Below are 15,276 nucleotides of genomic sequence, written 5' to 3'. Positions count from 1 at the left end.
CAAAAAACTTATAAGGAAAACTTATGCTTTTAGGGGTTAATATCGATCATATAGCAGTTTTAAGAGAAGCTAGAAAAGTAAATGATCCTGATTTGCTTGAAGCTGCGTTTTTGAGTGCAAATTTAGCTGATCAAATCACTATCCATGTGAGAGAAGATCGTCGCCATGCTAATGAGTTTGATTTAGAAAATATCTTAAAATATTGCAAATGTGTAGTGAATTTAGAATGCTCTATTGATATGATAGAATATGCTTTAAAATACAAACCCTCACGCGTTACTTTAGTACCTGAAAAAAGACAAGAGCTTACAACAGAAGGTGGTTTAAATTTAGATAATGAAAAACTACAAGAAGTTATTAATGCTTTAAAGCAAGAGCAAATCGAAGTTTCTTTATTTATTGATCCAAATTTAGAAGATATTAAAAAATCATCTTCTTTAAATGCTGATTTTATAGAGCTTCATACAGGCTTGTATGCTAATATTTATAATGCACTATATACTAATATCAATCAAACTTCTTATGCATTGCCTGAATTAATTTTAAGTAAAAATGAACTCAAAAAGCTTTTAGAAAATGAACTCCAAAGATTAAGACAAAGTGCAAGTTTGGCTAAGAGTTTAAATTTAAGAGTAGCAGCTGGTCATGGGCTTAATTATAAAAATGTAAAAAATATTGTAGATATTTTAGAGATAGAAGAGTTAAATATAGGACAAAGTATAGTAGCAAGATCAGTTTTTGTGGGCTTAGAAAAAGCTATATTGCAAATGAAAGCTTTGATTAAAAGATGAAAAAAATTGCTATTAGCATAGGGGATTTAAATGGCATAGGTATGCAAATTTTATTAGCTTGTCACGATGAGTTAGTAAAAATTTGCGAGCCTTATTATTTTGTACATTATGAATTATTTCAAAAAGCAAATAAATTTTTGAAAATAAATCCTAAATCTAAAATCAATTTAGTTGAAATTTCTAATGCATTAAAACCACATTTTGTCTTTAAAGAAGAAAAAGAAAATTTTTTAATTTATGAGTTTTCATATCAAGCTAGTAAAATTATTGATTTTGATTTTGAGTTAAATCCTGCAAATTTAGACGCTAAAAGTGGAGCTTATTCTTTTTTAAGTTTTGAAGGAGCTAGTTATTGCACGCATTTGTTTTTAGATGCTTTGGTAACTTTACCGATTAATAAAAAAACTTGGCAAATAGGGGGAGTGAGTTATAAAGGTCATACTGAGGCACTAAGAGATTTTTTCAAACAAGATGCTATTATGATGTTAGGGTGTGATGAGCTTTTTGTGGCTTTGTATACTGAGCATATGGCTTTAAGAGATGTTTATAAAAAGATTAAGGCTTTTAAACTTGCACAATTTTTAATTAATTTTTATCAATGCACTTTATTTGAAAAAATTGGTGTTTTAAGTTTTAACCCTCATGCAAGTGATAATGGCGTAATAGGCGGAAAAGAAGAGCAGGAAATAAAAAAAGCTATAAGAATGGCAAATGTATTTTTAAAAGATTGTGCGTTAAATTTGCAAAATTTAGAAAATGAAGATTTTTTAAGTCAAAAAGAAAAAGAACTTTCTTGTAAGGAAAATATTTATTTAAGTGAGCCTTTGGTGGCTGATAGTGCTTTTACTCCTTTTGCACTAAGTAAATGCAAGTATTTAGTGAGTATGTACCATGATGTAGGCTTAGCGCCTTTAAAGGCTTTGTATTTTGAAAAAAGTATTAATGTGAGTTTAAATTTACCTATAATTCGCACTAGCGTTGATCATGGAACAGCTTATGATAGGGCTTATAAAAATGAAAAAATTAATTTACAAAGTTATATGCAAGCAGTGAAATCTGCTTTGCAATTTTTAAAAATCAAAGAAAAAACTAAGTAAAAGTTACTAAAATTAATTCATTAAAATAAATTCTTAAGGAGAATGCTTGAGTAAAGATAATGCTATTGCATTTTTTATTTTTATTGTGAGTGTTTTATGCTTTTTTGTTTGGGGGTATAATTATATTCCTAATAATTCCATGATATTATTTATCCTTGCTAGTGTATTTGGTATTTTCATGGCCTTTAATGTCGGTGGTAATGATGTTGCAAATTCATTTGGTACTAGCGTGGGTGCTAAAACAGTTACTATAAAACAAGCTTTGATTATTGCAGCGGTATTTGAATTAAGCGGGGCTGTATTTGCAGGAGGAGAAGTAACAAATACTATAAGAAGTGGTATAGTAGTTTTACCTGATGGAATTAATCCTATGGTATTTGTATGCGTAATGCTCTCAGCTTTATTAAGTTCAGGAATTTGGCTTTTTGTAGCGACTAAAAAAGGACTTCCAGTTTCTACTACTCATAGTATTATAGGAGGTATTGTAGGTTCAAGTATTGCTATGGGTTTTGTATTTTTTGATCAAGATCAAGCATTATCTATGGTAAATTGGAATGGTATTTATAAAATAGCTATGAGTTGGATTATTTCGCCTTTGCTTGGTGGGCTTGTGGCGTATTTAATTTATGCTTATATTTATAAAAAAATTCTAAAGCCATCAGAAGAAATAACTCTTGTGGTAAAAGAAATCAAAAAAGAAAAAAAAGCATTTAAAGAAGAATATTTTAAAAATTTAAAAAACAAAAGCCAAGAAGAGCAAATCAAAGAACTTAGCGCTATTGTTTTAGATGATGATGAAAAAAGAAGTGAATATAAGTTAAAAATTAAAGAATTAAAAGAAAAAGAAAAAAACATAGATGTTTTCTCAAGAATGAAATTTCATGTTCCTTTAATAGCAGGTGTAGGTGCATTGACTATTGCTTCTATGTTTTTATTTAAGGGTTTAAATAATGTTTCTACTTTAGATGTAATGCAAAATTTATGGATAGTTTCGATTATTTCTATTTTTGCTTATATTGTTACTTTAGCAGTTGTGAGATTGATGAAAAAAACTCAGGTTAATAAAACCATAGAAAAGATTTTTTCGTGGTTTCAAATTTTTACTGCTTCAAGTTTTGCTTTTTCACATGGAGCTAATGATATAGCCAATGCTCTTGGACCATTTGCTGCAATTTTAGATGTGCTTAAAAATAACACCATTAATCCTAGCTCACCAGTGCCATTTGCTGTGATGCTTATGTTTGGTATAGCTTTAGTTATTGGGCTTTGGTTTTTAGGTAAAGAAGTTATTCAAACTGTGGGTTCAAAACTTGCTGAAATTAAACCAACAACAGGCTTTAGTGCTGAACTTGGTGCAAGTATTGTTATACTTTTAGCCACTCAACTTGGAATTCCAGTTAGCTCAACCCATATTTTAATTGGTGCAATTTTAGGTATAGGAGTATTTAATAAAGATGCTAAATGGGCTATGATGAAACCTATTGGTTTAGCATGGGTGATTACTTTACCAGTTGCTGGAATTCTTTCAAGTATTATTTTTATTATCTTTGTAAATACAATCTTATGAGTTTAAACTCATAAGATGTTTTTTAGCTTCATCTAAATTAGAACTATTGATAAAATAATCAATTTTTGAAGGTTTTTTATATACTTTATCATAATATTCAAAAAGCATTTTTACACAAAGTTCTAAATTGTTTTCTTCATAATTTTGACAAAGTCTTAGTTTAAAATCCTTGCTAATATAAGGTGATATTTTTTCAACACATTGATAAAATACTTTTTTATCCATTGGAGTATAGTTTTTTAAAACTCTTTGAATGCGTAAATTCATATCACACTCACACCAAATTTTCTTAGCTTTTTGCATGCTATTGTATAAATTTAGCGGGATAGTTAAATTTCCAATTTGTCTGCTTTCAGCTTCTATAAAACAAGTTTTATAAGTATAATCTTTTAAAAAATAAAACAATTCATCTTCAAAGGCTTTTTGGCTTGGTTGTTCTCCATAAATTTTACCAAAACTAGATCCTTGGTGGTTGGCTAGTTTTTCTAAATTTAAAGCATTATCTAAAGTTTGGATTAAATCACTTTTACCACTTGCTGTATTACCACAAAGGCATAAAAACTCAATATTTAAATCTTTTCTAAAAAACTCACTCACATAACTTCTATAGGCTTTGTATCCACCTTCTAATCTTACAACCCTATAACCAAGTTCAGCTAAAATTAAAGCAATAGCTTTTGATCTTTTACCACCCCTTGCACAATAAATTCCCACCAAAGAGCCTATTTTATAATTTTGATAAATTTTATTAATATGCTCACTCATATTTTTGCAAATATAACTTACACCTTTTGCTTTAGCTAAGCCTTTATTTTTCTTATAAAGTGTGCCTATTTCTTCAAATTCATTATCATTGAGTGCGTAGTAATTTTGCGCAGATTTTATATGAGCAAGTTTGTATTCTTTAGGGCTTCTTGCATCAATTAAAAGATCAAAATTAAATTTTAAAAAATTTTCAAAATCAACTTCTTTATACATAGTCTTTAAAAGCTTTGCATAAGGTGATATAAACTTTTTCTAAATCGCTCCCACAAACTCTAGTTTGTCCTATGGTAGTGATAAAATTTGTATCGCCTTGCCATCTTGGGATTAAATGATAATGACAATGTGGTGCTATGCCAGCTCCTGCTGCACTGCCTAAATTCATACCTATATTAACACCCTTAGCATGAAAGTTTTCTTTTAAAATTTTAACCCCAATACGCACAAAATGGCTAATTTCTAGCCATGTATCAGCGCTTAAATCCTCTATATTTTCTAAATGCTCATAAGGGATAATCATAAAATGACCCGGACTATAAGGGTACTTATTCATAATGCCAAAACATTCTTTAGCTCTAAAAATCACCCCAAGTTTTTCATCTTCATTAAGTTCATGCTTACAATGACAAAAAGGGCAAAAATTTTTATCTTTATTGTTAAAATAAACATCCCTCCAAGGTGCGTATAAATACTCCATCAACTCTCCTTTATGCAAGCATGTAGATTTTTAATATTTTTACTTATAAGAGCTTTATTTTTTGGTATCAAAGGTAATAGTTTTTCATCTTCTAGCAAAAAAATTCTAGCTCCAGCTAAAATAGCATTATTAAGGTCATTTTTGCTTTCAAGATAAAAAATGGCCTCTAAACCAAGATGTATTGCAAAATTATAAAGCTTTTTTAGTTGCATGGTTTTTAGCATTTTAGGAAATGCAATAAACGCATCAGCCCCATATACTAAGCTTTCTAAAATTTGATATTCATCAAAAATAAAATCAAATTGCACAATAGGTTTTTCATGATAGCGTCTAAAAAGACTTAAATTTTGTATGTCTTGATTAAGCAAAGGGCTTGTTGGTAAGATGATGGCATCAAAATTTTCATGATTAAAATTTAAATCTTTAGAATATAAAAAATGTGAAAGTTTTCCTTCAAGTAAAAGTGTGTAAATATCTTTAGGATAAAAGGCATTAGAAGCTAGACTTCTACCTAGCATATCATAAGGAAAAATTTCTTTTTTACTTTCAAGAATTTTTTGTGTTTTTGAAAAATGATTTTTTAAATCTATTGCTTTAAACATTTTTCGATGGCCTTTAAATGTTCTTTACTTTCATCTGAGCTTGAAAATTCTTTATCATGCAGTGTTTTTTGCAAAATTTCATAAGCCTTTTTGCAATCTTTAAGTTTATAATATCCCCAAGCTAAAGAATCAAGATAGTAAAGATTTTGTGGTTCTTGTTCAAGCGCCCAGCCTACTAGCTCTATACCTTTGGCTATATCAATATCATATTCAATTAAAGCATAGCCATAGTAATTTTGATATAAAGCATCACTGCGCACATCTACGCTTTGTTCAAATTTTTTCATGATAGAGGCTAGAATTTTTGGGTCCGTGACTTTTTTACTTTTAGGATCCATATGAATTTCAAATTCTAAAACACCTGCCATAGAAAGATATTTTTTATCTTTGCTAAGTTCATAATGTTTTAAAGCTATTTCATAAGCTTTTTCATAATCTTTTGTTTGTGTGTATAAGAAAATTTTAGTATCAGGATCTATGTTATATTTTTGGGTTAAATTTAGAGCCTGAGTATAATTTTTTTCTTGTACTAGTAATTCTATCATAGCGTAGATGTATTTAATATCATTGTTGAGTTTATATAGCTTTTCAAGGGTTTGGATGCTTGCTTTATAATCTTTTTGTTCTTGATAAATTTTTAAAAGTAGGGTGCATGTTTTAAGGGTACAGTGTGAGTTTTTTGCAAATTCTTCTAAGGTCTTTTTAGCTTGGTTGATATTTTTATTTTTGATATTAACTTCAACTATTTTAAGTAATAAATTTTCATGTTCAAAAAGTTTATAAGCAAGATTGTATTGCTCTAAAGCTTTAGTATATAAAGCTTTTTTAGCAAAAATATCGCCTAATATTTCATAATTTCTATAATCTTGTTCTTCTTTAATGAGTTTATAAAGTATAGCTTCAGCTTGTTTATAATCTCCTATTTCAAAAAAATATAAAGCATTTAATCTTGCAATAGCTGTGTGTTCTAAAAAGTCTTTAGAAGCTTTTAAAAGCTCATTTTTTTGTTTTAAATTAGCACTTAAAGCTAAAAGTAAAGCCTTTTGCAAATAAATACTTTCATTATTTTCATGAAATAAATTTGTATAAATATCACATGCTTTTTGAAATTGTCCATGCTCTTCATAAATAAGTGCTTGTAGGATTTTATCTTCACCTTTAGCTAAAGCAAGGCTTGTTAAGATAAAAACTATAATTAGTGAAAGCAAACCCCTATACATTCTTTTTTTAACTCCTCTTTGTGTGTTTTAAAATACTCCCAAAATGGAAAAGTTCTACATTGTTTTGGTCTATGCTTGTAAATTAAACATTTTTTATACATTGTATCAAAAAAAATACAACGATAGCCATTTTCATACTTTGCTTCTTTAAAGCTATATTTAAACCCAACTTTGATGAGGTATTGCTCTTTAAATACTTCAAAGCTTAAATTTAAAAAACTAGCAATAGCTTCTAGTTCTTCTTTGCTAGCATAGATATACCCACTTTCTCCAGTGCAACACTTTCCACCGCATTTTTCACAAGCACTTTCATCAAAAGAATAATCAAAACCTTTTTCACACATCATAGCTTACAGTTCCTGTATTTTCATAAATTTCACTAATTTTTGGATTTAAAACATCATTTTCATACATAAAAAGTGTAGGCATTATCGCACAAGGACTTTTGCTATTTTTTTTAATATGCATTAAAACAAGTCTTGCATTAGTTTGTGTATTAGTATGAACACATTGAAGTGAAACTAGTTTTAATTTAAATTGTTTTAAATAAGCGCAAATTTCATCTATAAAACTTGCCTCATAACACATAAAAAAACTACCATTTGGTTTGATTAAAGTATTTATTTTAGCAAGCATCTTCTCAAGTGGCATAAATTCTTGATATCTTGATATACATAAATGCAAATCTTGGCTTTTTTGTGTATTTTTTTTATAAAATGGAGGATTAGATATTAAAAAATCAAATTTTATATCACTTTTATAGTTTAAAAAGTCTTCACAAATGCCTTGAATTTCAAGTTTATTTTCTTTGGCATTTTTATAGCTTAGTTTGATATTTTGCTCTTGGATATCTAGTAGATAAACTTTTGAATTTGGAAATCTTTGCTTTATTAAAAGTCCTAAAATTCCACAACCACATCCTATATCAAGGATATTTCCTTTTAAATTATATTTAGATAAAAAGTCAAAAAGCAAAAGGCTATCATTATTATAGCGATAGCCTTTTGAGTATTGAAAGAGTTTTAGCATTTATAAAGATGATCGCAGATTTTAAATGAATCATTTAAACCCACTACAATAGAAGCTCCGTTTTTACTCGCTATATCGCCTGCTACGAATAATCCTTTTACATTGCTTTCTTTATTTTCATCAAAGCTTGGCACACCTTTTTCATCAACTTCTATAGAGCATTTTTGTAAGAAATCAAGTGGAGTTGAACCACCAATAGCATAAATGATACGATCATAAATTTCATTTGTGTCATTAGTAAAATTTACTTTAGCTTTACCGCTTTCATCTTCAATGCTAGTTATATCTATGCCAAGTTTTGCTTTTACACTGCCTTGTTCAAAAGCTTTTTGAATATCTTCTAGATTAATATCGTTTAATCTTGAGAAAGTTTCTCTTCTATAGCAAAGCGTCACATCATTATTTTTAGCTAAATCTATAGCGTATTCTGCTGCTGAATTTCCACCACCTACAACTAAGATTTTTTCACCTTGGCTTGCTGAATTTGCATTAAAATTGATGATTTTTGTTAAAGTTATAGGTAAAGTATAGCTTGGTTTATTTGGTTTACCCATTCTACCTATGGCAATAACTGCATTTTTGCAAATATAATTTTCATTTGCGGTGCTAACGATGAAATTTTCTCCATCTTTTTTAACACTTTCAACTTCACTAGAAAGCTTTACTTCAAGATTATACTCTTTGATAGCATTTTGGAAAGTTTCTATCGTACTTTCTCTAGTTCCATCTTCAAAATTTATATGCCCGTGATTTGTGCTATCACAACCTTTATAAGCTTTATCTACTCTTTTGCCTTCTTTGTAAAATTTTACTAATGTTTGACAAATCGCATCAGCTTTTTCTAAAACAATAACTTCTTTATTTTTTATTTTAGCTTCTACTCCCGCTGCAATACCTGCAGGGCCAGCACCAATAACTACCATATCAAAAATTTTCATTATTTCCCTTTTTTCAGTATTTTAATGTGTAAATGTATCAAAAAAATGATAATGAAATATAAAAATTTATAGATAATTTTAATTTTTTGTAGAGTTTTTGTTTTTATTGCAACTCATTTAATTAAAAAAAATTTTTAAAAATTATCTTAAGTGTGTAAAAAAATATATCAATTTAAAATTTTTATGCAAAATTATCTATATTTAGATTAAAAAATAAAAAAATCATATATAGTATAAAAAAGGAGGTTTTTAATGTATGAAAATAAAGAGCAAAGTTTAAAAAATAATTTTTTTACATTATTGTTATTATCTTTTTGTGGATCTATTATTTATGGTTTGCCTTATTTTAGAAAATATTATTATGATGATTATATGAGTCTTTATCATTTAAATAATTTTGAAATGGGGCTTTTGGGTAGTGCTTATGGATTGCTTGGTTTGTTTTCTTATGCCTTAGGAGGGTATTTAGCAGATCGTTTTGCGCCAAAAAAATTATTGATTTTTTCTTTAATTGCTACAGGGCTTGGTGGTTTGTTGCATTTATATTTTACTTCTTTAAATGCACTTTTGATTATTTATGGAATTTGGGGGATTACTTCATTATTAACTTTTTGGCCTTCTTTGATGAAAATAGTAAGAAGCTTGGCAAATTCTAAAGAACAAGCAAAAGCTTATGGAATTTTTGAAGGTGGTAGAGGTGTTGTTGGTGCTGCGCATTTGGCTATAGCTACAAGTATTTTTGGATATTTTCAAACAAAAGCTTTAGCCGCGCAAGGTATAGAAATGGTTATTATTTTTTATTCTATAGCTCCTATTGCAAGTGCTGTTTTATTATTTTTTCTCTTAAAAGATGAGGTTAATGAACAAAGTGAGAAGATTAAAATCAAAGATTTAGTTTTTCTTTTGAAAAATTCTGCTCTTTGGCTTGTGGTTGCTATTACTTTTTGTACCTATTTTTTTAATATGAGCTTTTATTATTTTACTCCTTATGCAAGTAATGTGATAGGAGCTTCTGCTGTTTTTGCAGCTATTTTAACAGTATTAGCTCAATACATTCGTCCTGTTTCTTCTGTGGTAGGTGGGTTTATAGCAGATGGATATGGAAAGGCTAAAATAATGATGATAGGCTTTATTTTAATGGGAATTGGTGTTATTTTTTTAATGCTTAGTTCAAAATTAAATGGATTTTTGCAAATGAGCGTTTTAACTTCTGCTTGTGTGGTAATTTATGTAGCTATGTATTCTAATTTTGGAATTTATTATTCTTTACTTAGTGAGGGAAAAATTCCTATTCATTTAGCAGGTATGGCCATAGGTATTGTATCTACTTTTGGATATTTACCTGAGGTTTTTGCACCTTTGCTTGCTGGAGATTTATTAGATAGATATCCAGGTGTAAAAGGTTTTCATATATATTTTACTATTATGATAGCTATGGCTATTTTGGGTGTAATGTTTTGTTTGATTTGGATTAAAAAATACAATAAAAAGGAGATGAAATGAAGGAAATTGTTTTTAACTTTAAAAACAAGGTTAGAGTAATAGAAAATGAATGGATAGTTTTAAAAGATGGCACTAAGCTTTCATCACGAATTTGGCTTCCTCAAGTAAAAGAAAAAGTTCCTGCTATATTAGAATACATTCCTTATAGAAAAAATGATGGAACAAGGGGCAGAGATGAGCCTATGCACGGATATTTTAGTGGTAATGGCTATGCGGTTGTTAGGGTTGATATTAGAGGAAGTGGGGAATCTGATGGTTTATTAGAAGATGAATATTTAAAACAAGAACAAGATGATGCCTTAGAAGTCATTGAGTGGATTGCAAAGCAAGAATGGTGTGATGGGAATATTGGTATGATGGGTAAATCTTGGGGTGGCTTTAATTCTTTACAAGTTGCAGCAAGAAAACCTAAAAATTTAAAAGCAATTATAGTAGTAGGTTTTACTGATGATAGGTTTAATGAGGATATTCATTATAAAGGTGGATGTTTACTTAATGATAATTTTTGGTGGGGTAATATTATGCTTGCATATCAATCGCGCTTTGTTGATCCAAAAATTGATTCAAATGGTAGAAATAAATGGCTCAATAGGCTTGAGAATATGCCTTTATGGCCCGCATTGTGGCTTGAGCATACTTTAAAAGATGACTATTGGAAGCATGGATCTGTTGGAGAAAATTATGATGATATACAAGTTCCTGTTTTTGCATTAGATGGGTGGGCTGATTCTTATACTAATCCTGTTTTTACTCTAATGAATGCTTTGAAAGTTCCAAAAAAAGCTATCGTTGGTCCTTGGGCTCATGTTTATCCTCATGATGGATCTCCTTTGCCTGCAATGGGTTTTTTACAAGAAGCACTTAAATGGTGGGATAAATGGCTTAAAAATGAAGAAAACGATGTGCTTGAAGCTCCTATGATACAAGCATATATTGAAAATAGCTCTAAGCCAAATTCAAAAACAGAGAAAGTAGAAGGTCGTTTTGTTGCTTTAAATGATTTTAAAAATGATATTAGCTATAAAAAATACTATTTAAATCCGTATAAACTAACATGCAAAAAATCAAGTGAATTTATCAAAATTAACACTCCATTAAATCATGGGCTTTTATCCGGAGAATGGATGGGGGCTGGTGTTTTAGGAGAAAGTCCTAGTGACCAAAGGCTAGATGATGGGATGGCGGTTGTTTTTGAAAGTGATTTTTTAGAACAAGATTTAGATATTTTGGGTTTTCCAGTTTTAAATGTAAAAATTGCAAGTGATCAAGAAAAAGCTATGCTCTTTGCTCAGCTTAGTGAAGTTAGAGCTGATGGTTTTGTAAAAAGAGTAAGTTATGGAGTGATCAATCTTGCATTAAGTGATGATAAAGAGCAATTTGTACCTTTAAAAAAAGATGAATTTATCCAAAAGCAAATCAAACTTGATGCTTGTGGATATAGATTTGCTAAGGGTTCTAAGATAAGATTATCATTAGCAAATTCTTTTTGGCCTATGTTTTGGCCTATGCCAAAAATTTCAACATTAACTTTAGATCTAAATGAGTGTGAATTTAATTTACCATGTTTTAGTGGTCAAGATAGCGATAAAATCAATATGCAACCACAAAGTGCTCCTTTAACTCCAATAACACTTTTAGAAGAAGGTAGGGTAGATAGAAGCATTTCTTATGATATTTTAAATGATACTTGGACTTGTATTACAGATGGTGTTGGTGGAGTTTTTGGAGAAGGTGTTTATAGATTTGATGAGGTTGATGTTTTAGTAAAGCACAATTTAAAAAGAGAATTAAAACTTCAAAATGAAAACCCATTAAGTGCAGAGTATACTATTACTCAAACAATGCAAATAGGACGCGAGGGTTGTATGATGGAGGCTGATATAATCTTAACGCAAACTAGTGATTTGGAGTATTTTTATATTAAAGGAAAAATAGCAGTCAAAGAAAACGATAAGCTTGTTTTTGATAAAAAATATGATTATAAAACTAAAAGAAATAGTTTGTAAAATTTCCCAAAGTAAAATTACTTTGGGAATTAATTTTCTTGTAAGATTTTAGCTAAATCTTTAGCGCCTTTTAAATCTACTTTACCAGAGCCTAAAAGTGGAATTTGTTCTACTTTAAAATATTTACTTGGTTTAAAAATAGCAGGCATAGTAGAGTTTTTAATCGCTTCGCAAATTCCATCAAAGTCTTGCTCTTGACATTCTACTAATAAGCATACCATTTCACCTTTTTTATCATCATCTAGCGCAACTGCGCAAAATTTTACTATATCTGTATTGATAAATTTAGCAATTTCTTCTTCTAAAGCTCCTAAAGATATCATTTCTCCACCAATTTTTGCAAAACGAGAATAACGATCTACTATATATAAAAAGCCATCCTCATCTACATGACCTTTATCGCCGGTATTATACCAGCGTATACCATCGATTTCTTTGATAACTTCATCGGTTTTTTCTTTATTGTTTAAATAACCCACCATAACCTGATGGCCACCAATGAGTATTAATCCATCTTCTCCATGATTTAAACTTTCATAAGTAGATGGATCTACTATGCGTATAGCACTTCCTGGTAAAGGCATACCTACGCTACCTTCTTTATTTGCACGGTGTAAAATCCAATAATCAGGATCAAATTTATTTGGTAAGTTTACACTTGCAACCGGAGTGGTTTCAGTAGCTCCATAACCTTCAAAAATAGGTTTTTTAAATTTCATTTCAAAGGCGCTTCTTACTTCACTTTTGAGTTTTTCAGCACCTGAGACGATAATCCTTAAGCTTTCAAACATAATCGCATCAAGTTTTTTATTTCTTGCATAAATACCTAGAAAAGTTGAAGTAGCACACATAATGCTAACATTATTTTTTACTATAGCTTTTGCTACACCTAGCGCATCTGTTGGATCAGCATGTGTTATGCTTTTAATCCCTTCTAATAAAGGCATAAAAGTAGTTACAGTTAATCCAAAAGCATGAAAAGGTGGTAAAGAAGATAAGACAACATCTTCATTTTTTGCACATAATACATCTGAAATTTGAGCTATATTGCTTAAAATATTACGATTATTTAGCATTACTCCTTTAGGTGTTCCCTCGCTACCACTACTAAATAATATAGCAGCTATGGCAAGGTTTTGTTTGTTAGGTGCAAATAATGCTTTTATTAAACAAGTAGGTAAAATACTTACTAAAGCAAGCATAGAAAAGATTTTGAGTTTTTGTTTTTTAAAGCTTGTGATAATATCTTCCATAAAAATGATTCTAACATGCTCTTCAAATTCTAGTTTTATACCTTTATTTTCTAATTTTTCCATAAATTTTCTAGAAGTATAAATTTGTTGAATTTGAGAACTTTGAATGGCTTGATTAATCGCTTTTACACCTGCTGTGAAGTTTAAATTTACCACGATTTTATTTGCAAGTAATACAGCTAGATTGCAAAGAGAACTAGCCATAGAAGCAGGGAGTAAAATTCCCACGCATTCTTCTTTTGGAGCATAGCTTCCTTGGGTAGGTTGTATATTTAGCTCATGTGATCTATCTTTTATGAAAGAGCTAAAAACTAAACTTAAAGCAAGCATTTTTCTATAGGTAATACCACCTATTAAAGGATCAACAATAGCTATTTGACTTAAATTTCTTTTAGCGCTATCTATCCAAGCTCTGGCTATAGTATGCATACTTTCACATTGAGATTTCCAAGCAATAAATGAAAGTTCAAAAACCTTTGTTTTAACCACTTCTTTTTTAGTGTGTATTGGCAAGCTTTTTCCAAAAGCAATAGCGATTTTTCTTTTGCTTATTTTGCGGTTTCTTGCTGAAAATTCTTCATCACTTCTTGAAAAAGCACTTCCCCAAAGTCCTCTAATATAAAAAGGTAAAATCACTCCATCTTGTTCTTCTAATTTTGAGCAAACTAACTCAAATCCGCCTTTAAATTCATTAAGCTGCCCATGGCGTGAAAGTACTCCTTCTGGGAAAAGGCAAACTAAATTTCCGTTTTTAATATGCATAGCAATAAGCTCTAAACTTGATTTACTAGAAGCACTTGAAACAGGAATAACTCCAAATTTATCAAGAAAAATTCTAATATACCACTTAGAATAAATGCTTTTTTCCATAACAAAATAAATTTTTCTTGGTATAGCCATTTGCACAATAGCCCAATCTATAAAAGATATATGATTACCAAGCAATAATGCTCCACCTTTTTCAGGAATATTTTCAAAACCTTCTACTAATAAACGGTAGCGTTGAAAAAACGCTATACTCATTAATAAACGCACTAAAGAAAAAGGCAATTTACTTAACACATAAATGCTTCCAAAAAATGCTACAGCGATGATAAAATAAAACAAATTTATCACTTCAAATTCAGCATAAGCAGCAAAAGTAGCTAGTGTTAAAAAGCCTAACATAAAAATATTTTGTATGAAATTGTTTCCTGCTAAGACTTTTCCTAGTTCATTTTCTTTTGCATGAAATTGTATGAGAGAATTTAAAGGTATGATAAAAAATGCCCCGCTTAAACCAAAAATAAAAAACACTACACTATAACTTAGTAAGTTTTCTAAAAATGGCATTAAAATGCTCATTAGAAAAATCCCTAAAGCACCTAGTGGTATAAGGCCTAATTCGATGTAATTTTTAGAAAACTTACCACTAATAAGCGATCCTATAATCACTCCTATACCAGAAAAAGCTAAAGAGCATTGTACATAAAAGGTATTTTCTATAAAAAGATCGTTTTTTGCATATACAGGAAAACTCACTAAATAAAGTTGCGATATGGCCCAAAAAAGTGAAATTCCTACAATACAAAGCCAAATGATTTTATGAGAAAATATTGTTTTTAAATTAGAGGCTAAAAGCTTTCCTTGGAAATATTGTTTTTTATCAAAACCTAAACTTTTATCTTCTTCTTTTAGACTAGGAAGTTTATAAGCTAAAAAAAGCTCTAATAAAGCAAAAGCTATTAATACAAAACCCAAAGGTGCAATTTGTGCTAAAATATCTGAAGGAGTGTTAAAATTTGGATCAAAAAGCATTTCAAAGCTTAGAG

The 15,276-nt window shown here is 29.6% G+C and carries 13 protein-coding genes; 5 read left to right on the top strand and 8 right to left on the bottom strand.

Features of this window, described 5'->3' with window-relative positions:
- The first annotated feature begins 23 nt into the window (after window positions 1–23).
- Genes CAMP5082_RS00065 through CAMP5082_RS00055 form a run of 3 tightly spaced genes read left to right on the top strand, consistent with a single transcriptional unit; the run spans window position 24 to window position 3,455 of the window.
- Complete coding sequence (locus tag CAMP5082_RS00065; RefSeq protein WP_337205542.1) at window positions 24–791, top strand: pyridoxine 5'-phosphate synthase; 768 nt, start codon at window positions 24–26, stop codon at window positions 789–791.
- The gene (pdxA, locus tag CAMP5082_RS00060; RefSeq protein WP_337205541.1) at window positions 788–1,888 is read left to right on the top strand and encodes a 4-hydroxythreonine-4-phosphate dehydrogenase; all 1,101 of its coding nucleotides are present in this window, start codon (window positions 788–790) and stop codon (window positions 1,886–1,888) included. The genes CAMP5082_RS00065 and pdxA overlap by 4 nt, the downstream gene beginning before the upstream one ends.
- Before the next feature lie 46 nt (window positions 1,889–1,934).
- Window positions 1,935–3,455, top strand: coding sequence for an inorganic phosphate transporter (locus CAMP5082_RS00055; protein ID WP_257938453.1), 1,521 nt, complete (start codon window positions 1,935–1,937; stop codon window positions 3,453–3,455).
- Here the strand turns inward: CAMP5082_RS00055 and mnmH are convergent.
- Genes mnmH through CAMP5082_RS00020 form a run of 7 tightly spaced genes read right to left on the bottom strand, consistent with a single transcriptional unit; the run spans window position 3,450 to window position 8,703 of the window.
- Window positions 3,450–4,433: a tRNA 2-selenouridine(34) synthase MnmH gene (gene mnmH, locus CAMP5082_RS00050; RefSeq protein WP_263724846.1), complete on the bottom strand. Its 984-nt coding sequence runs from the start codon at window positions 4,431–4,433 to the stop codon at window positions 3,450–3,452. The two genes, CAMP5082_RS00055 and mnmH, sit on opposite strands and share 6 nt — an antisense overlap.
- Window positions 4,426–4,914, bottom strand: coding sequence for an HIT family hydrolase, FHIT branch (locus CAMP5082_RS00045; protein WP_039628407.1), 489 nt, complete (start codon window positions 4,912–4,914; stop codon window positions 4,426–4,428). The genes mnmH and CAMP5082_RS00045 overlap by 8 nt, the downstream gene beginning before the upstream one ends.
- Window positions 4,914–5,516 carry an indole-3-glycerol-phosphate synthase TrpC gene (locus CAMP5082_RS00040; RefSeq protein ID WP_337205540.1) on the bottom strand — a complete coding sequence of 201 codons (603 nt, stop codon included), beginning with the start codon at window positions 5,514–5,516 and terminating at the stop codon, window positions 4,914–4,916. Before CAMP5082_RS00040 ends, CAMP5082_RS00045 begins: the two co-directional genes overlap by 1 nt.
- Complete coding sequence (locus CAMP5082_RS00035) at window positions 5,501–6,736, bottom strand: tetratricopeptide repeat protein (protein ID WP_337205539.1); 1,236 nt, start codon at window positions 6,734–6,736, stop codon at window positions 5,501–5,503. The genes CAMP5082_RS00040 and CAMP5082_RS00035 overlap by 16 nt, the downstream gene beginning before the upstream one ends.
- Window positions 6,712–7,083, bottom strand: coding sequence for a YkgJ family cysteine cluster protein (locus CAMP5082_RS00030; protein WP_047208358.1), 372 nt, complete (start codon window positions 7,081–7,083; stop codon window positions 6,712–6,714). Before CAMP5082_RS00030 ends, CAMP5082_RS00035 begins: the two co-directional genes overlap by 25 nt.
- Window positions 7,073–7,765: a tRNA1(Val) (adenine(37)-N6)-methyltransferase gene (locus tag CAMP5082_RS00025; protein WP_337205538.1), complete on the bottom strand. Its 693-nt coding sequence runs from the start codon at window positions 7,763–7,765 to the stop codon at window positions 7,073–7,075. Before CAMP5082_RS00025 ends, CAMP5082_RS00030 begins: the two co-directional genes overlap by 11 nt.
- Window positions 7,759–8,703, bottom strand: coding sequence for an NAD(P)-binding domain-containing protein (locus CAMP5082_RS00020; RefSeq protein ID WP_263708166.1), 945 nt, complete (start codon window positions 8,701–8,703; stop codon window positions 7,759–7,761). Before CAMP5082_RS00020 ends, CAMP5082_RS00025 begins: the two co-directional genes overlap by 7 nt.
- 252 nt (window positions 8,704–8,955) lie before the next feature.
- Between CAMP5082_RS00020 and CAMP5082_RS00015 the strand changes: the two genes are divergently transcribed.
- Both CAMP5082_RS00015 and CAMP5082_RS00010 read left to right on the top strand, forming a co-directional pair.
- Complete coding sequence (locus CAMP5082_RS00015) at window positions 8,956–10,206, top strand: MFS transporter (RefSeq protein ID WP_263663202.1); 1,251 nt, start codon at window positions 8,956–8,958, stop codon at window positions 10,204–10,206.
- Window positions 10,203–12,212 (top strand): CocE/NonD family hydrolase, encoded by a 2,010-nt coding sequence (locus tag CAMP5082_RS00010; protein ID WP_337205537.1) that lies wholly within the window; start codon window positions 10,203–10,205, stop codon window positions 12,210–12,212. The genes CAMP5082_RS00015 and CAMP5082_RS00010 overlap by 4 nt, the downstream gene beginning before the upstream one ends.
- A gap of 29 nt (window positions 12,213–12,241) precedes the next feature.
- Here the strand turns inward: CAMP5082_RS00010 and CAMP5082_RS00005 are convergent.
- Window positions 12,242–15,276, bottom strand: a 3,035-nt coding sequence (locus CAMP5082_RS00005) for an acyl-[ACP]--phospholipid O-acyltransferase (protein WP_337205536.1), incomplete at its 5' end; no start/stop codon positions are given.

This window comes from Campylobacter sp. LMG 17559 (genome assembly GCF_024723605.1).
Lineage (GTDB): Bacteria > Campylobacterota > Campylobacteria > Campylobacterales > Campylobacteraceae > Campylobacter_D.
The sequence above is the reverse complement of the archived record's forward strand: the minus strand, read 5'-3'. Positions and strand labels throughout refer to the sequence as shown.